We start from the raw sequence: 16,933 nt of genomic DNA, 5'->3' as shown, positions 1-16,933 counted from the left end.
TGCCTGGTTTCATTTCCGCTGGCGCGCCGCGGTGTCTGGCGAAGGCGCGTGTTTCGCCGGCCCTTGCGCCGGCATCCGGCGCAAGGGATCGATGGTGCCCGGTTGGACCGGGCGATGCGTCAGGTCAGGTCAGGCCGGCAGGCGCCGGTCGTATTCCGCCACGATACGGCTAAAGCTGTCCCAGAACGGTTCGGGCTTCTCGGCCGCCACGCGGGCAACCAGGAGGTCGAGATGCACGTGCCAGCCTGCGGCATGCATCATCAGGCTCGAGCGGTCCGGCAGGCGGCGGTGGACCAGGGTGAGCAGGACGTCGTCGCCGCGCTGCGCCAATTCGAACGTGACATTGCCGCTGCCGTTCCAGGTGATCGTGAGCTTACGCGGCGGGTCGCACTCGACGATCTGGTTGTGCATCCGCTGCTCGCCGCCACTGAAGCTGGCCGGCCTGTCGCCGGGCGGATCGGTCAGTTCGTCGTTGCGCCAGACCAGCTCGAAGGAAGAGCCTTCCTCCATCTCCATGTCGCCGGCCGCCAGCCATTTGCAGCGCAGATCGCTCTGCGTCAGATATTCCCAGACGCGCTCCCTGGTTCCGGGCAAAAGCCGTTCGATCCTCAAAGTGGCCGGCTGGATCAGCTGGGCGTAGCCGTCGAAGCTGTTCATCTGGTTCATCGGTCGTCTCCCTCGGATGATGTTGGCCTGGATGTGTCTGGCTTGGGTGATTCCGGCTTGGATGGTTCTGGATTTGCCGGTGCCGGCGTTGACGTCGTCGTCGACGTTTTGCGCCCCGCCTCCTCGCGCAAAAGCTGTTCGAGGACATCGAGGCGGCTGTTCCAGAAACGCGCGTATTGGCCGAGCCACTGATAGGCGGTCGCCAGCGGGCGGGCCTCGAGGCGGCAGACATGGGTGCGCCCGCGCACTTCGCGCCGGATCAGCCCGGCATGCTCCAGCGCCTTGATGTGCTTGGAGGCTGCGGCCAGCGACATGGCAAAGGGCTGCGCCAACTCGCTCACCGTACGCTCGCCGCCGGCGAGGTGGTTAAGCATGTTCCGGCGCGTGGCGTCGCCAAGGGCGTGAAAAACCTGGTCCATCTGGGGCGTCTCTAATTCAACCATGTAGTTGAATATAGAGGCGAGATTTTAGATAGTCAACTAGTTGGTTGAATGTTTTTTGGGGAGAGGCGCTGGCCCCCTACCTCCCCCTTGTGGGGAGGTCGGACCGTAGGTCCGGGCGGGGGTGCTAGCGCTGACCGTGGGGGATGTGGATTTCCTCTTCCCTCACGAAGTCTGGGAGAGGAACCCAAGATGGCGGAGGTCCGCGCAGACCCCCACCCCGATCCGCTTTGCGGATCGACCCTCCCCACAAGGGGGAGGGTAAAGTGCCCTCACCCCGCCATCGCCAGCGGCACCGCGCTCTTGTTGGGGATCTGGATGTCGATCTCCAGCGTCGACATGGTCTCGCCGCGGTCCATCGAGACTTGCAGATAGTCCTGGTCGATCTGCACATGCTTGGCGATCACCGCCATGATCTCCTCGCGCAGGATGGAGACGAGATCGGGCTGGCTGCGGTTGCGGCGCTCATAGGCGAGAAGCACTTGCAGCCGTTCGCGCGCCACCGGCGCGCTGGTGCGCCGCTTGAAGATGTCGAGCAGGTTCATGCCGCCCTCCTTCCCAAAAGACGATCGAGGAAGCCCTTGCGCTCGAAGGGCACGATGACCGGCAGCTGTTCGCCCTCGAGCCGCTTGGCCGCGTCGATGTAAGCCTTGGCGGCGGCATTGAGCGGCTCCGACAGCGTCACCGGCGAACCGAGGTTGGAGGCGCGCAGCACATCCTGGCTCTCGGGGATAATGCCGAGCAGCGGCACCGACAGGATCTCCAGCACGTCGTCGATCGACAGCATTTCGCCCCGCGCGGCGCGTCCCGCATCATAGCGCGTGACCAGCACATGCTTGGCGATCTGCTCGCCCTCCTCGGCGCGCAAGGTGCGGGAATCGAGCAGGCCGATGATGCGGTCGGAATCGCGCACCGACGACACTTCCGGATTGGTGACGATGACCGCCTCGTCGGCAAAGCGCATCGCGAGTTGCGCGCCGCGCTCGATGCCGGCCGGGCTGTCGCAGAAGACGTAGTCGAACACCGAGCGCAGCTTGCCGATGACCTCGGCCACGCCCTCCTCGGTCAGCGCATCCTTGTCGCGCGTCTGCGAAGCCGGCAGCAGGAACAGCGTCTCGACCCGCTTGTCGCGGATCAGCGCCTGCGATAGCTTTGCCGAGCCCTGGATGACGTTGACGAGGTCGAACACCACGCGCCGTTCGGCGCCCATGATCAGATCGAGGTTGCGCAGGCCGACATCGAAATCGACCAGCGCCACCTTCTTGCCGGTCTTGGCGACCGCCGCCCCCAGGGCCGCCGTCGAGGTCGTCTTGCCGACGCCCCCCTTGCCCGAGGTGACCACCACTACCTTGCCCATCAATAAAGCCTCCGTTGTTGTTCGTTATGTCGTTGTCGGGCGAGACGCATTAGCTGAAAGGGGCGATGCGCAGCATGCCGTTGTCGAGAAATGCCTGCACAGGCTTGCCCCGGACTGACGGGTCCATCTCCTCGGCCGTGCAATACCAGCCATCGACCGAGAGAAGCTCGGCCTCGTTCCTGCGGCAGAAGATACGCGCCGCCGTGTTGCCCTGCGCGCCTGCCGAAGCGCGGCCGCGCAGTGTGCCATAGACGTGGATCGACCCGGTGGCGACGATCTCGGATCCGGAGGCGACGGAGCCCAGCACGATGACATCGCCATGCGGATGGAAGATCAGCTGGCCCGAACGGATCGGCGAGCGGATCATCAACGTGCCAGCGTCGGGTGCGGCAATTTTGGCGTCATGCGACGGCTTTGCATCGCCCGCCGGTTTCAACTCCCCTGCCTTCAAATCGCCGGCCTCAGCCTTGATACCACCGGTCGCCTTCATGTCGCTTACGGCAGTGGCGTCCTCCGCCCTGCCCGCCTTTCGGCTCGGCTGCAGCAGCAGACCGTCGGTGGTCGCCTCCTTGGCGCCGACCAGCACCGGCGGCAGATGCGCGCCAAGCTCGGCGCCGCCGTCGAGCTCGATGGCATAGATGCGAATGCCGCGCTGGCCGAGTAGATCGACCAGCGCTTCGATGGCCACGACATCGGGCTTGAGCACGTTCAGGTCGAGCACCACCGGGCGCCCGGCAAAATAGCCCGGCGAATTGCCGACCCAGCGATCGAGGCTCTCCAGCCAAACATCCAAAGGCGCCTCCGGCGTCAGCGTGAACGCGACGAAGGAGCGGGCGCGAAAGCGAATGGATTTGGCCTCGAGGGGAGCGGCAAAGGTCACGGCGGGCGATTCCTTACTGAGAGGTAAACGCTAGCCGTGGTATGGTTAATGAAAGGTTAACGGGAGGGGTGGGAACGAAGGATCAGGGTGCCCCGTTGGCAGGGACGTCGTGGCCATTCGCCACGTCGCAGCCCCATCAACATCTTATCATCCCGTTCGAACTTCCCTTCTTACGACAAATGATTCATACATACTATGTATACGTATGTTCGCGAATCGTTCCACAGGAAGCGACAGCGCGAGCCGGAGGAGCGGAGAATGCAGAGCGAGAAACCAATTCATGCTGTAATTGGGGTGCGGCGCAGTGGCGACGCGACATTCTATGTACACCGGTCCCAGTTTATGGAGAACTATCCAGGAGTTTGGAGTCTTTTCTCTATCCAGTACGACCCCGGAGCGATTGCGGACATAACCGATCTTGAAGCTGTGACGCCGCTTTTCGAAAAAATGTCGGCGCAGCGGCTTGGCGGTGTTCCTATACGGGTAAAGTCGTATCTGACTCAAGGTGCGTCAGATCAAAACCCGATGGGCATCGACGTACAACTCCACCTTTACGAGATTGAGCTCGATGAAGAGCCACGTCTTAACCCGCGCTACTACACGGAAGGCGCCTGGCTGACAGCCGAGGACTACGAGGAACGGTGCGCCAAGCAGGTCTGCGGACTATGCCTTCGCCTTTGGTCAGATTACGCTTGGATTATGGGCTATACCGACAGGCCATTCATTCCCCATACGTATCCTGAAGAAGTTTCAACTTAGGTTATGGCGGACATCCGCTCCCGACGCTGCGTATTCGTCTCCCATTGCATACTTGCGCAGTGTGTGATGGCCGAGGGCGTAGTCCGCCATCATCCTGCGATGATGCGACCGGTCGTTGAGTTCTGCCTCGCCAACGATATCAACATTATCCAAATGCCATGCCCGGAGACAAACTGCGGTGCAGGCGGGCTCGGAAGGCAGCCTCACGGCAAGGTCTGGTACGACCGAAATGGGCTGCGCGAAACGGCAATTGGCATTGCGGTTGCGCAGATCGACTACATGGAACGCCTTCGCGTGGCGGACATTGAGATTTTAGCAGTGATAGGGGTGGACTTCTCGCCGGCTTGCGCAGTGACCTATCTCAATAAGGGGCGGTCCATCGTACGCGACGAGGGTATCTTCATCGAAGAGCTCAAGAAGGAGATGGCCGCGCGCGGTTTCAAAATGCCCTTCGTTGGAGTCACGGCCAAATGGGAACGGCGGATCGAGCGAGATCTCCAGGCATTGCTCGCCGGCAGCGACCAAGGCGCTCTGCTAGGTCTGACCGAGACCCCCAAGCATGCCGACGCCTGACATTGCGGAGGAGTGGCAAGACCACGGAGCCGGCTACCGAACCACGGTCGCCTCCGGCCCGTCCAGTTCGTCTTGGCTCCGCGACGTGGTTCTCAAGCCAGAGATTATAAGGTTGCTCGGTAATCGTAGCGGTGAACGGGTGCTCGACGCCGGCACAGGCAGCGGTTGGCTGTTCGACGCGGTGGACATCGGCGAGCGCCATGCTTGCGACATCGCGAGACCGGAAAGCGTACGGCCGGACGTTGCTTTCGTAGAGGCTAATATCTCCGACCTGCCCTACCCGGACAGACATTTCGACGCGATCGTTGCAAGTATAGTGCTGTGCTATTGCGGTGACTTGACCGCAGTTGTGCACGAGTTGCATCGAGTGACCCAGCCAGGCGGCACGCTCGTGGTCGCGCTTGTGCATCCATACTTTTATCGCACGGGCGAGGCACTTGAAGACGACAGGTTCGTCGTAGAGGCCGACCTTTCCCAGCCAGGGCGGTTCGACATCGTGATTGGCGGCACCGCTGGCCCATTTACCTATTACCGGTACTCCATACCCGATTACATCAATGCGCTAGTCCGCCATGGATGGCAGCTAGAGGAGACGACGGAGCTGTTCGTGCCTCGCGCTGAGTACCAATCGCGGTTTCAGGCTAATGATCTTGTGCGACGCTCGACCCGAGTTCCGCTATTCGTGACATTCAGATTTAAGCAAATCTAGTTGATCGAGTGTTTGTAATACAAAATGAGCGCCGGTAACAAAACCGTAATTCGACCGCAGGAACCAAGAAATGCCTCCGAAAGATGCCGCGCAACCGCTCCGTGATGGTATTACTTCAGTAGACGATCTGGTGCTGCTAAGAACGACTGTGGAAAAGTGGGCCCAGGTCGCGAGCGATGCGGTATATCGCTTCAAACGAGACGACGGTTCTTTTCGGAAAGACTCGAAATCGGCTCTATCTGGCGAAGCGCCTCACATTACTACCTCTGCGCGAGCCTACATCGCGCTACTGTACGCTGATAGACTTAGAGACACGAGCAAGGGGAAGAGGCTGCCCGACTGGCACGAGGACTTCACGAAGTTGGTGCAGCGAGTGACTCTGGGACGGCAAGGGCGCCGTTTCTACGAAGCGTTAAAAAAACGAAACAGCGGAGAGAAGATCGATCCATATGAAGTCAACACTTTCGACATTGCGCATCTAGCTGACTTCTTCCAAGTTTCGGCCTATCTCCAGCGGTTTTACGAAAATTCGACGGATGTAAATAAGTTTTTCAGTTCCAAACAGGCTCCGAAGTCATTTCGGTTTGAGACGGAAGATGAAGCCTCCCCTCTGCACGAGTCCTGTAAAAGTGCTGATGAATACAACGAGATGGCTCCGCATAACGTGATCGAGTGGAGGCTACGAGAAGCCATCCGCGAAGCCGCAAAACCAAGCGATGTCGGCGTCGGTTTTCCTGGCGAAGTGCGTTTCGAGGAGGGTCGTGCCGAATCGAGGCATTACTTTGCGACACTTCACGCTCTTCGAGCACTCCATGCATTGGGCGCAAAGGACATTGACGGGCTTGCCTCGGTCGTAATCGGCGCACGCTCCTTTGCAATCGAGCAATCTTACTACTTTCAGCGCGGCGTAACCCATCGACAAGATCCCGTCAGATTGGCCTTCGCGGGCTGCATTTATGCGATCTATGACGAGCATGTAGACAAGGACTTGTGTCTCGCCATCGTAGAGGCACTCGCCGCAGGGCAGCAAGAGAATGGAAGCTGGCCAGCAACACACCCGGTGTTCCGTAAGAAGAGCACGCCATGGCATATTGCAAGCCACGAGGTCGCCCTTTGCCTCAGCTGGCTATATTTCCAGCCGAGAGTACCTGACACCGCGCGTCCACTAATCGTGGGAATGATGCGAAAGTACCTTCTGAATGGAGTAATCCCGACCTTTGTAAGCGACACCAGCGGCAATGACGGATCAAAGTTGGATGGATGGCAGGACGACCATACGGTGTCGCCAAACACCACACTTGGATGGGCGACGGCAATTGTTTGTCATTTCCTTGCGGGCTTTGCAAATGTGCTAAACGACTGGATTAATAGGCGAATTATCGAGGAACTCGAACTTCAGCTCGCAACCGAGCGCTATCTTATTGACGATACGGCCAGTTCGCCATCTACACGATGGGCACGAGACAAGGACAATCCTTGGGTCTGGCCAGACCTCCCTCCTCACGGGTGGCTCAAAGACACACCTCTTCCAAGCGACGAGAAAGCTCGCATCGAAAGTAAATGGACCGATCCGTCTGTCGGGGCGGCGATCTCTCAGAGCCTTGCCGAGAAGGTGCTCGCATACATCCACAAAAATCCGAGCGAACAACCGCGCAGCGATCGTTGCGCAGGCCTTATGCCAGGGGATCCAGGCACTCGCAAGACATCCCTGGTGAAGCAAGTCTCTTGCGTTCTGCGTTGGCCCATGGTGGCCGTTCCCGCATCTTCCGTGTTTGAAGACGGCTTTGATAAAATGGAAGCTCGGGCTAACCGAGTGTTTGGGCTTCTGAACCATTTGCGCGGATGCGTAATCTTCTTCGATGAGTTTGAGGAGTTTTTTCTCTCGCGAGGTGAAGACGACCGAGTGAGTCCTGAACCCGGTGCTGTGGCGACCACTTCGGCGGATCCGAGAAAGATAGACAATCGGAATGAGGGCAAAACTGGTGATTCCGATCACAGTGACGGGAAAGTTGACGGTAGAATTAACTCACCGAATTCTCGCGCGTCAGAGCAATATAAAAGCCGAACGATTGCCGCCTTCACGACCTCAGCGATGCTGCCTCGCCTCCAGGACTTGCACGATAAGGACCGTTGCTTAATTTTCTTGGCGACCAACTACCCTGAAAAAATCGACGACGCTATCAAACGAGCAGGCCGCTTCGACTTTACTATTACCGTAAAGCACCCTACTATTGAACGGCTAGACAAGTATCTTCTAAATTTAAATGAAAAAACACTTCAGTCGACAAATCTCGAAGATTTCACTAAGAAAGATGTCAAAAATCTCGTCGACGCTGTACGCGAAGCAATAGAAGAATATGCACTGTCAACCAACGAGGATTCAATAAAGTTTTCTGTAGTCGAGGAGATACTTCGACAGGTGCGACCTATCAAACAAATGAGCAAGAACACCCTTAAGGGGCAGGCAGCCGAAGTCCTTCGACGACAGATGGATGCGTCCAAAGCTGGCAATCCTCCTGAACTAGTCCAACTGTGATGATGAAATACATTGCTTTTGAGGGTGTCGACGGATCTGGTAAAGACACACAGATCGCCCTACTCGCCCGTCGGCTAGAGCGCGAAGGGGTTACGCCCATCATCCTTCACGAACCGAGTTATGGTGTCCACGGTCGCCGGATCCGGGCAGGCCTAAGGTCGATAACTGACGATATCGAAGAGCAGCGCGCCCTTTTCTCGGCTGATCGGGCGGACCATGTCGCAACCAAGATCAAACCGGCACTTTCATTTGTTCGAGCCAATCCGGGCTTTGTCATCCTACAGAATCGATCCTTCCTTTCAGCATCTGCATACCAACCTCGGGGTGACGGCGACGAGGGCTTAGTTGACACGGTAGAGGCGGAACTGCGGGTCACGCCGATGCCAGACGTAATTATTGTTCTCGATCTCCCGGTCGAAGTCGCCCTCGACCGCATCAAAAAACAGGGGCTCCCCGACGCTCTAGAGCGCCCCGACCGTCTCACGAAAGCGAGCGCGCGATATCGGCGACTTTGTGAGCTCTTGTCAGTCTGCCAACTAATCGATGCTTCTGACGAGCCAGGCGTCGTTGCCTCGCGCGTATATAATGCCTTATGGTGTCAATGCTCAACCGCCTGACAGTCTTTTGTCCGGGGATCGGCGTGTGGCGCCGGCTCAGCCGTCAGGTACAATCCGCGATCAATATCTGCCTGCCTGATAATGGGTTCTCCGGTCCACTCGGCATCGAATGTGCTTTCAGTTTCTGATAGCCCCTCTGATCAGGACGTCGCCCGCCTCTTTCCCTCAATCCCCCGCGCAGCATGCTCAACTGCGGCGCGATCCGTGCCCAGTCTGTCGATCAGCTCCTGTGCCTCGTCGCCCGATATGCCGGTTCGCACGGCGAGTTCCTCGACGGTCAGGACGTCGGTGCTGGCGATCTCGCGCGGCAGGGCGTCGTCGGCGGTCAGCGGCAGGGCTGCTTCGCGGTCGATTTCGGCCTCGGCCCGGTGCCAGTGGTGCTCGGGGTCGCCAGTGCCTTCGCGCTCCCAGATCTGGTAGGCGCGCTGCTGTATCTTATGATGGCGGTCGTCTTCCATGGTGGTTCTCCCCTGGGCTTTGAGGACGATCCGAACGATCCCAGAAATCGCGCGGTCGCAATCGTTGCGGCGCCCTTCGCGCTGGCTATTCGCATTGCCGTCTCGGCCCGCCGGAATATGGCTGGTAGCTGTTGTCTTCCGGACGGTAGGAGCGATAGCGGCTGAAGCAGGATTCGACATGGTCGCCGCCGGCGGCCGCGTAGGCGCCCGCGCCCTCGACGTAGCTTGCCTCTCGCGGCGCGACGCGGTCGGCGGCGAGATAGGGCGATACGCAGGTGCGCTGCTGTCCGCTATAGGACATGTAGCTGTTGTTGTCGGGATCGTAGGAGCGGTATCGGCTGGCGCACCAGGCGAGATGCGGCGGCGGCAGTTCGGTCCGCGCGATGGCGCCGGTGACTGTGGGATCGGGCTGCTGCCTGGCCGGGTCCTGGGCTGGCTCCTTGGCGGCGATGTCGGCAGGCGCGGACTGCTCGGGCGGCACACGTTCGAAGTCCTGCGCCGTCTTGTCCACCGGCCGCGCTTTCCGGGTCCACAGTTCCGCCACGCTGACGGTGGGCCTTGCCTCCCGCACAGGCTTGGCGGCAAGCAGCCAGGCTGCGAAAACCAGCCCGCTGCCGAACACCGCAAGGGTCAGCACGAAGCCGCCGACCAGTCCCAAAATCGCTTTCACTCGACACTCCTTGTGTCCCTGCCAATAAAATGCGGGACATCACGGCTTGTTCCAGAAAAGCAGGCGCGAGGGACCTAAGTCTGACCTACCGACAACCGCCAGCTCGCCGAGAACCGGGTGCGGCGCGATTTTTTTCGACGGTGAAAAATCAAGGGAGCGGTCGAGCAGCCATTGGGCCACGTCGCAGCCGCTATTCCGCCGCCTCGGCATAGTGCTGAGGGACATAGTTGAGGATCGGGCCGAGCCAGCGCTCGACATCGGCCAGCGGCATGGCTTTGCGGCGGGCATAGTCCTCGACCTGGTCGCGCTCGACTTTGGCGACGCCGAAATAATAACTTTCGGGATGGGCGAGATAGATGCCGGAGACCGAGGAGCCCGGCCACATCGCATAGCTTTCGGTCAGGCTGACGCCGGCATTGCGCTCGCCGTCGAGCAGCCGGAACAAGGTCGCCTTCTCGGTATGATCGGGCTGCGCGGGATAGCCGGGCGCCGGGCGGATGCCGCGATAAGGCTCGCCGATCAGTTCGTCGGGGGCCAGCTTCTCGTCAGCCGCGTAGCCCCAGAATTCCTTGCGCACCTTTTCGTGCATGCGCTCGGCAAAAGCTTCGGCGAAACGATCGGCCAGCGCCTTGACCATGATCGAGGAATAATCGTCATTGGCGCGCTCGAAGCGCTCGGCGATCGCCACCTCCTCGATCCCCGCGGTGACGATGAAGCCGCCGATATAGTCCGGCTTGCCGCTGTCGGCCGGCGCGACGAAATCCGACAGCGCGACATTGGCCTTGCCGTCGCGCCTGGTCAGCTGCTGGCGCAGCGTGAAGAAGGTTGCCAGTTCCTGCGAGCGTGCCTCATCCGTGAACAGCCTGATGTCGTCGCCGACGGCGTTCGCCGGCCAGAAGCCGATGACGGCGCGCGGCGCGAACCATTTTTCCGCGATGATTTTTGTCAGCATCGCCTGCGCATCCTCGAAAAGCTGGCGCGCGGCGGCTCCCTGCTTCTCGTCGTCGAGGATCTTGGGGTAACGCCCCTTCAGCTCCCAGGTCTGGAAGAACGGCGTCCAGTCGATGTAGCGCGAGAGCTCAGTCAGGTCCCAGTTCTCGAACACTTTCACGCCGGTGAAGGACGGCTTCGGCGGTTCATAGGCGGACCAGTCCACCCTGTGCGCATTGGCCCTGGCCTTTGCCAGCGGCAGCCGCTGCTTGTCGGCCTCGGAGCGGGCATGCGCGTCGGCGACCTTTTTGTACTCGGCCCGCACTGTGTCGACGTAGCCGCCCTTGGTCTCGTTCGACAGCAAGGACGAGACGACGCCGACCGCCCGGCTGGCGTCATTGACATAGACCGTCTGTCCCCTGGAGTAGCGGGGATGGATCTTCACCGCCGTGTGCACGCGGCTGGTTGTTGCGCCGCCGATCAGCAGCGGAATGTCGAAGCCTTCACGCTCCATCTCGGCGGCCATGTGCACCATCTCGTCCAGCGACGGGGTGATCAGGCCGGACAGGCCGATGATGTCGACATTTTGCTCACGCGCCGTCTGCAGGATCTTCGCCGCCGGCACCATGACGCCGAGATCGATGATCTCGTAATTGTTGCAGGCCAGAACGACGCCGACGATGTTTTTGCCGATGTCGTGGACATCGCCCTTCACCGTCGCCATCAGGATTTTGCCGGCCGTCTGGCGCTCGCCATTGTCGATCCCATTGGCGGCATTCGCCAGTTTTTCCGCCTCCATGTGCGGCAGCAATCCGGCCACCGCCTGCTTCATCACGCGCGCCGACTTCACCACTTGCGGCAGAAACATCTTTCCAGCGCCGAACAGATCGCCGACGACATTCATGCCGGCCATCAGCGGGCCTTCGATGACATGCAGAGGCCGCTCGGCCGCAAGCCGCGCCTCTTCGGTGTCGGCGTCGATGAATTCGGTGATGCCGTTGACCAGCGCATGCGAAATCCGCCGCTCGACCCTCCAGTCGCGCCAGGCGAGATCGCGCTCCCTGGCTTCCTTGCCGGCGGTGCCCTTGAAGCGCTCGGCGATCTCCAGCATGCGTTCGGTGGCGGTGCCGCCGGCCCTGGGCACCCGGTTGAGCACGACATCCTCGCAAGCCTCGCGCAGTCCCGGTTCGATCGTGTCGTAGACGGCAAGCTGGCCGGCATTGACGATGCCCATATCCATGCCGCGCTGGATGGCATGGTAGAGGAACACCGCGTGCATCGCCTCGCGCACCGGCTCGTTGCCGCGGAAGGAGAAGGACAGGTTCGAGACGCCGCCCGAGATATGCACATGCGGCAGCGTGGCGGTGATCTCGCCGGCGGCCTCGATGAAGTCGACGCCGTAATTGTCGTGCTCCTCTATGCCGGTGGCGACCGCGAAGACATTGGGGTCGAAGACGATGTCTTCGGGCGGGAAACCCGCCTGTTCGGTGAGCAGCTTGTAGGCGCGGGTGCAGATCTCGACTTTGCGCGCCTTGGTGTCGGCCTGGCCGGCCTCGTCGAAGGCCATGACGACCACCGCCGCGCCGTAGGCGCGCACCAGCTTCGCATGATGCAGAAAGGCTTCCTCGCCTTCCTTCATCGAGATGGAGTTGACCAGTGGCTTGCCCTGCACGCATTTCAGCCCGGCCTCGATGATCTCCCATTTCGAGGAGTCCACCATCACCGGAACACGGGCGATGTCGGGTTCGGCGGCGATCAAATTGAGGAACTCGACCATCGCCTTTTTCGAATCGATCAGGCCTTCATCCATGTTGATGTCGATGATCTGTGCGCCATTGGCGACCTGGTCGCGCGCCACGTCGAGCGCCGGAACATAGTCGCCCGCCGTGATCAGCTTTCGGAACCTGGCCGAGCCGGTGACGTTGGTGCGTTCGCCGACATTGACGAAGGGAATCTCATCAGTCAGCGTGAACGGCTCCAGCCCGGACAGGCGCATCTTGCGCTCGATCTCGGGGATGGCGCGTGGCGGATATTTCTTGACAGCCTCGGCGATGGCGCGGATGTGGTCCGGCGTCGAGCCACAGCAGCCGCCGACGACGTTGACGAGCCCTTCCCGCGCAAAATCCTCGATCTGCGCGGCCATGAAGTCCGGGCTCTCGTCATAGCGGCCGAATTCATTGGGCAGGCCGGCATTCGGATAGGCGCAGACGAAGGTGTCGGCGGCGCCTGAAATTTCGGCCAGATGCGCGCGCATCGCATTGGCGCCGAGCGCGCAGTTGAGGCCGAGGGTGAAGGGGTTGGCATGGCGCACCGAATGCCAGAAGGCGGTCGGCGTCTGGCCCGACAGCGTGCGGCCGGAGAGATCGGTGATGGTGCCCGAAATCATCACCGGCAGGCGCACGCCCTTTTCGAGAAAAATCTCGTTGCAGGCGAAGATCGCCGCCTTGGCGTTCAGCGTGTCGAAGATGGTTTCAATGAGAATGATGTCGGCGCCGCCGTCGATCAGGCCGCGCAGCTGCTCGCCATAGGCCAGGCGCAATTCATCGAAGGTCACGGCGCGATAGCCGGGATTGTTGACGTCGGGCGACATCGAGGCGGTGCGGTTGGTCGGCCCGACCGCGCCGGCGACGAAACGGCGTTTGCCGTCTTCCTGCTGTGCCCTCGCCGCTGCCCGACGCACCAGTCGCGCGCCGTCCCGGTTCAGCGCGTAGACGGCATCCTCCATGCCGTAATCGGCCTGGGCGATCGAGGTCGAGGAGAAGGTGTTGGTCTCGAGGATATCGGCGCCAGCGATGGCGTATTGATAATGGATCTCCTCGATTGCCTTCGGCTGCGTCAGGATCAAGAGGTCGTTGTTGCCTTGCTGGTGGCAGGCGCAGCCGGCGAATGCCTCGCCGCGAAAATGCTCCTCGTCGAAACCGAGACCCTGGATCTGCGTGCCCATGGCGCCGTCGAGGATGAGGATGCGCTCGCGTGCCGCCGCGGTGAGCGCCGCAAGCACTTCCGAACCGTCGGGCTTGGCCGCGACGGGGCCGAACAAAACGTCCAGCGATGCAGAATTCTGCGACATTTTTTATCCTTGAGGCGACAACCATCACATAAGGATATCTTTATGTCAACATACGGAATGCAGGCGAACGCGTAGTGGCGAGAGTTTGGTGCGATCGGTCATCCCGATCGACAATGTGACGGCGGCGGTCATTGTCGCCGCTGCGCCGTGCCTACACCACCACGTCCCGATATACCCTCACCTCGCCATCCTGGCCGCGGATGCGCCAGTCCTGCTCTTCCCGCCCCTCGACATGGCATGGCCCGAGCGGCACCTTGCCGCCGCCTTCCGGCAGGTCAAGCACATAGACCGGATTGCAGATGCCCGACAGGCGGGCGCGCAGCGCGCCGGCCAGCGCCTGTCCCTGCGCAATCGTGGTGCGCCTGTGCGCCATGCCGCGCGCGAGGTCGCCATGGTGCAGGTAATAGGGTTTGACGCCGAGCCGGTACATCAGTTCGCGGCAGAGTTCCTCCAGCACCTCGACCGTGTCGTTGACGCCCTTGAGCAGGACACTCTGGTTGAGCAGCACGAAGCCTGCCTGGCGCATGACGCGGCAGGCCAATTCGGTGGCCGGCGTGATCTCCCGCGCATGGTTGAAATGGGTGACGATTGTGACCATCAGCCGGCCCTGCAACGCGCCAACCAGCCCCGGCGTGATGCGCGCGGGCAGTACGACAGGCACGCGCGTGTGGATGCGCAGCAGCCTGACATGCGCGATCGCCTCGATGCGGGCGCGGATTTCGGCCAGCGCCTTGTCCGGCAGCGACAGCGGATCGCCGCCGGTCAGGATCACTTCGCGGATTTCGGTATGGCCCTCGATATATGCAAAAGCCTCTTCGAGCGCTTCTCGCGTATAGCCGCGGCCGATCGAGGTCAGGGATTCCTTGCGGAAGCAGAAGCGGCAATAGACCGCGCATTGGTAGGTCGCAAACAACAGCACGCGGTCGGCGTGGCGGTGCGTCAGTCGCGGCACCGGACTGAAGGCATGGTCGGCGATCGGATCGTCGAGCTCGCCTTCCGTTTCCGTCAGCTCATCCGGCGATGGAATGATTTGCGCGCGGATCGGGTCGGCGGGATCGTTCCAGTCGATCAGGTCGAGATAGGTTTTGGGGGCACGCACCTTGTGGTGTACGGCCGCCTCCTGCGCCGCCGCGCGCTCGGCGGGTGACAGCGGCAGCGAGGCGAGATCGCGGACGTGGCGCACGCCCGCGCGGATGTCGTTTTGCCAGGCGGTGTCGGCATCGCGTCCTTCGTCGGCGATGGCCGCGTCATCGAAAGTTGAGTCTGGGGTCATTGGGGCCTCGGGGCAATTCTGGCGGTGCTATCGGCCGGATGGACGGTTCGGTCAACAGCAGTGGCTCGGCGCGGATTGTCGCTGCGCTGCGATCCTTCGCATCCCCCGACTATCGCCGTAATCGACCAGCGCAGCAATTTCAGGCAATCTGACCGATAAGGCGCTCCAAGGGGAGATGGGCGCCGCTTAGGGAGGACCGCAATGAGCAAAATGCCGCGCTATGAGGATGCCGTTCAGCGCTTTCGCATCGAAGATGAGATCGCGTGGTTGTATGGCAACCCTGGAACCGGCATCAATGCCTATGTCGAATGCTGCGGCCGCTACACCGGACAAAACCGGCTGGCGCTGCGCGCGATCTCGGCCGGCGGTGAGCTTCGCGAATTCAGCTTCGACGATCTCGCCGACATGTCGGGGCGCGCCGCCAATGTGCTCAAGGCCGCCGGCGTCCGTGCCGGCGATGTCGTCGCCGGCATGCTGCCGCGCGTCCCCGAACTGGTGGCGCTGATCCTCGGGACGTGGCGCATCGGCGCGGTCTACCAGCCGCTGTTCACCGCCTTCGGTCCGAAAGCCATCGAGCACCGCCTCGGCTATAGCGGCGCCAGGATCGTGGTGACCAACCCGGCCAATCGCGGCAAGCTCGACGAGGTCGAGACATCAGCGCAAATCGCCACCATTCTTGGCAATGGCGGTGAGCTACCTGCAGGCGACATCGATTTCCGCGCCGCGCTTGCCGCCGCCTCGCCCGAGTGCCAGCCGGTGATGCGCAAGGGCGACGACTTGTTCATGATGATGTCGACGTCGGGAACGACCGGCCTGCCCAAGGGCGTGCCGGTGCCGCTTCGCGCCCTGCTCGCCTTCGGCGCCTATATGCGCGACGCGATCGGCTTGCTGCCCGACGACATCTTCTGGAACATCGCGGACCCCGGCTGGGCCTACGGCCTCTATTACGCCATCACCGGCCCGTTGCAGCTCGGCATCGCCACGACCTTCTATGAAGGCGCCTTCAACGCCAAGAGCACTTACGACATCATCGAGCGGCTCGGCGTCACCAGCCTTGCCGGCTCGCCGACCGCCTATCGCCTGCTGATGGCGGAAGGCGCGGAAGCTGCGGCCCGTGTCAAAGGCAGACTGCGCGTGGTGAGCAGCGCCGGCGAGCCGCTCAACCCGGAAGTCATCCGCTGGTTCGACGCAAATCTCGCCGCGCCCATTCACGACCATTACGGCCAGACCGAGAACGGCATGATGGTCAACAACCATCATGGGCTCTCGCACGTCGTGCGCGTGGGCTCGGCCGGCTTGGCAATGCCCGGATATCGCATGGTGGTATTGGACAAGGCCGGCAACGAGCTCGGCCCCAACCAGCCCGGCATCCTCGCCGTCGACATCGCGAAGTCGCCGCTGCGCTGGTTCGACGGCTATCACCAAGCCGAGACGCCAGCGGTCACGGGCGGCTACTACCGCACCGGCGACACGGTGGAGTACGAGCCGGACGGTTCGGTCTCCTTCATCGGCCGCGCCGACGATGTCATCACTTCGGCCGGCTATCGCATCGGCCCGTTCGACGTCGAAAGCGCGCTGATCGAGCATCCGGCGGTCAACGAGGCGGCTGTCGTCGGCGTGCCCGATCCGCAGCGCACCGAGATCGTCAAGGCCTTCGTCGTTCTGGCGCCGGCTTACAAGGGCAATTCGGAGCTCGCCGAAGAGCTGGCCCAGCACGTCAAGAAACGGCTGTCGGCGCACGCCTACCCGCGCGAGGTCGAGTTCATCACGGAACTGCCGAAGACCCCAAGCGGCAAGATCCAGCGCTTCCTGCTGAGGAAGGCGGAGGTGGAGAAGCGCAAGGCGTGATTAGGCGCCAATCTCCCCCCTCGAGGGGGAGATGTCGCCGAAGGCGACAGAGGGGGTCGTTTGGCGGGTAGCGGGTAAATCGTGGAACGGGGGCGAAAGGTGGAACGCGTCCACCGCCGGGGCCCCCGCAGGGCGGGCCGCCCAAAG

General features: G+C 61.6%; 15 protein-coding genes. 6 read left to right on the top strand and 9 right to left on the bottom strand.

The annotated features are described in order from the left end of the window. Positions 1–129: 129 nt before the first annotated feature. The 5 genes from NKJ58_RS29830 to minC form a co-directional block, all read right to left on the bottom strand. Positions 130–666 carry an SRPBCC family protein gene (locus tag NKJ58_RS29830; protein ID WP_023743860.1) on the bottom strand — a complete coding sequence of 179 codons (537 nt, stop codon included), beginning with the start codon at positions 664–666 and terminating at the stop codon, positions 130–132. After that, positions 663–1,109 (bottom strand): ArsR/SmtB family transcription factor, encoded by a 447-nt coding sequence (locus tag NKJ58_RS29825; protein ID WP_352518978.1) that lies wholly within the window; start codon positions 1,107–1,109, stop codon positions 663–665. The genes NKJ58_RS29830 and NKJ58_RS29825 overlap by 4 nt, the downstream gene beginning before the upstream one ends. Positions 1,110–1,378: 269 nt before the next feature. Beyond that, on the bottom strand, positions 1,379–1,651 hold the full coding sequence (minE, locus tag NKJ58_RS29820; RefSeq protein ID WP_023684809.1) for a cell division topological specificity factor MinE: 273 nt from the start codon (positions 1,649–1,651) through the stop codon (positions 1,379–1,381). Beyond that, a complete protein-coding gene (minD, locus tag NKJ58_RS29815; RefSeq protein ID WP_023670342.1) occupies positions 1,648–2,463 on the bottom strand; it encodes a septum site-determining protein MinD in 816 nt (271 codons plus the stop codon). The genes minE and minD overlap by 4 nt, the downstream gene beginning before the upstream one ends. A gap of 49 nt (positions 2,464–2,512) precedes the next feature. Then, positions 2,513–3,343: a septum site-determining protein MinC gene (gene minC, locus NKJ58_RS29810; protein WP_352518977.1), complete on the bottom strand. Its 831-nt coding sequence runs from the start codon at positions 3,341–3,343 to the stop codon at positions 2,513–2,515. 258 nt (positions 3,344–3,601) lie between these two features. Here minC and NKJ58_RS29805 point away from each other — a divergent pair, with 258 nt between their 5' ends. The 5 genes from NKJ58_RS29805 (at position 3,602) to tmk (ending at position 8,537) form a co-directional block, all read left to right on the top strand. Further along, complete coding sequence (locus NKJ58_RS29805) at positions 3,602–4,102, top strand: NUDIX hydrolase (RefSeq protein ID WP_352518976.1); 501 nt, start codon at positions 3,602–3,604, stop codon at positions 4,100–4,102. Positions 4,103–4,168: 66 nt separating this feature from the next. Beyond that, positions 4,169–4,675: a hypothetical protein gene (locus NKJ58_RS29800; protein ID WP_352518975.1), complete on the top strand. Its 507-nt coding sequence runs from the start codon at positions 4,169–4,171 to the stop codon at positions 4,673–4,675. Further along, positions 4,662–5,384, top strand: a complete 723-nt coding sequence (locus NKJ58_RS29795; RefSeq protein ID WP_352518974.1) for a class I SAM-dependent methyltransferase — start codon at positions 4,662–4,664, stop codon at positions 5,382–5,384. Before NKJ58_RS29800 ends, NKJ58_RS29795 begins: the two co-directional genes overlap by 14 nt. Positions 5,385–5,454: 70 nt before the next feature. After that, the gene (locus NKJ58_RS29790) at positions 5,455–7,920 is read left to right on the top strand and encodes an AAA family ATPase (protein WP_352518973.1); all 2,466 of its coding nucleotides are present in this window, start codon (positions 5,455–5,457) and stop codon (positions 7,918–7,920) included. Next, positions 7,920–8,537, top strand: a complete 618-nt coding sequence (gene tmk / locus NKJ58_RS29785; RefSeq protein WP_352518972.1) for a dTMP kinase — start codon at positions 7,920–7,922, stop codon at positions 8,535–8,537. Before NKJ58_RS29790 ends, tmk begins: the two co-directional genes overlap by 1 nt. A gap of 140 nt (positions 8,538–8,677) precedes the next feature. On the opposite strand, the gene NKJ58_RS29780 is transcribed toward tmk, so the two are convergent. From NKJ58_RS29780 to NKJ58_RS29765, 4 genes are all read right to left on the bottom strand, one after another. Next, positions 8,678–8,995, bottom strand: a complete 318-nt coding sequence (locus tag NKJ58_RS29780) for a DUF2934 domain-containing protein (protein WP_352518971.1) — start codon at positions 8,993–8,995, stop codon at positions 8,678–8,680. A gap of 85 nt (positions 8,996–9,080) precedes the next feature. Further along, positions 9,081–9,665 (bottom strand): BA14K family protein, encoded by a 585-nt coding sequence (locus tag NKJ58_RS29775; protein WP_352518970.1) that lies wholly within the window; start codon positions 9,663–9,665, stop codon positions 9,081–9,083. 190 nt (positions 9,666–9,855) lie between these two features. Further along, entirely contained in the window at positions 9,856–13,665 is a 3,810-nt protein-coding gene (metH, locus tag NKJ58_RS29770; protein ID WP_352518969.1) for a methionine synthase, read from the bottom strand. Positions 13,666–13,816: 151 nt separating this feature from the next. Next, positions 13,817–14,938, bottom strand: a complete 1,122-nt coding sequence (locus NKJ58_RS29765; RefSeq protein ID WP_352854591.1) for a KamA family radical SAM protein — start codon at positions 14,936–14,938, stop codon at positions 13,817–13,819. Positions 14,939–15,139: 201 nt separating this feature from the next. Here NKJ58_RS29765 and NKJ58_RS29760 point away from each other — a divergent pair, with 201 nt between their 5' ends. Then, positions 15,140–16,786 carry an acyl-CoA synthetase gene (locus NKJ58_RS29760; RefSeq protein WP_352854590.1) on the top strand — a complete coding sequence of 549 codons (1,647 nt, stop codon included), beginning with the start codon at positions 15,140–15,142 and terminating at the stop codon, positions 16,784–16,786. Positions 16,787–16,933: the final 147 nt, after the last annotated feature.

This window comes from Mesorhizobium sp. M0139, assembly GCF_040322455.1.
GTDB lineage: Bacteria > Pseudomonadota > Alphaproteobacteria > Rhizobiales > Rhizobiaceae > Mesorhizobium.
Note: the sequence above shows the minus strand (reverse complement) of the source record. Positions and strands in the feature narration are given on the sequence as shown.

Excerpts from the sequence above, each read along its gene's own strand:
- NKJ58_RS29765 (WP_352854591.1), bottom strand. The coding sequence starts at position 14,938 with ATGACCCCAGACTCAACTTTCGATGACGCGGCCATCGCCGACGAAGGA.
- minD (WP_023670342.1), bottom strand. The coding sequence starts at position 2,463 with ATGGGCAAGGTAGTGGTGGTCACCTCGGGCAAGGGGGGCGTCGGCAAG.
- NKJ58_RS29800 (WP_352518975.1), top strand. The coding sequence starts at position 4,169 with ATGGCCGAGGGCGTAGTCCGCCATCATCCTGCGATGATGCGACCGGTC.
- tmk (WP_352518972.1), top strand. The coding sequence starts at position 7,920 with ATGATGAAATACATTGCTTTTGAGGGTGTCGACGGATCTGGTAAAGAC.
- NKJ58_RS29795 (WP_352518974.1), top strand. The coding sequence starts at position 4,662 with ATGCCGACGCCTGACATTGCGGAGGAGTGGCAAGACCACGGAGCCGGC.
- NKJ58_RS29780 (WP_352518971.1), bottom strand. The coding sequence starts at position 8,995 with ATGGAAGACGACCGCCATCATAAGATACAGCAGCGCGCCTACCAGATC.
- NKJ58_RS29760 (WP_352854590.1), top strand. The coding sequence starts at position 15,140 with ATGAGCAAAATGCCGCGCTATGAGGATGCCGTTCAGCGCTTTCGCATC.
- minE (WP_023684809.1), bottom strand. The coding sequence starts at position 1,651 with ATGAACCTGCTCGACATCTTCAAGCGGCGCACCAGCGCGCCGGTGGCG.
- metH (WP_352518969.1), bottom strand. The coding sequence starts at position 13,665 with ATGTCGCAGAATTCTGCATCGCTGGACGTTTTGTTCGGCCCCGTCGCG.
- NKJ58_RS29830 (WP_023743860.1), bottom strand. The coding sequence starts at position 666 with ATGAACCAGATGAACAGCTTCGACGGCTACGCCCAGCTGATCCAGCCG.
- NKJ58_RS29790 (WP_352518973.1), top strand. The coding sequence starts at position 5,455 with ATGCCTCCGAAAGATGCCGCGCAACCGCTCCGTGATGGTATTACTTCA.
- NKJ58_RS29805 (WP_352518976.1), top strand. The coding sequence starts at position 3,602 with ATGCAGAGCGAGAAACCAATTCATGCTGTAATTGGGGTGCGGCGCAGT.
- NKJ58_RS29825 (WP_352518978.1), bottom strand. The coding sequence starts at position 1,109 with ATGGTTGAATTAGAGACGCCCCAGATGGACCAGGTTTTTCACGCCCTT.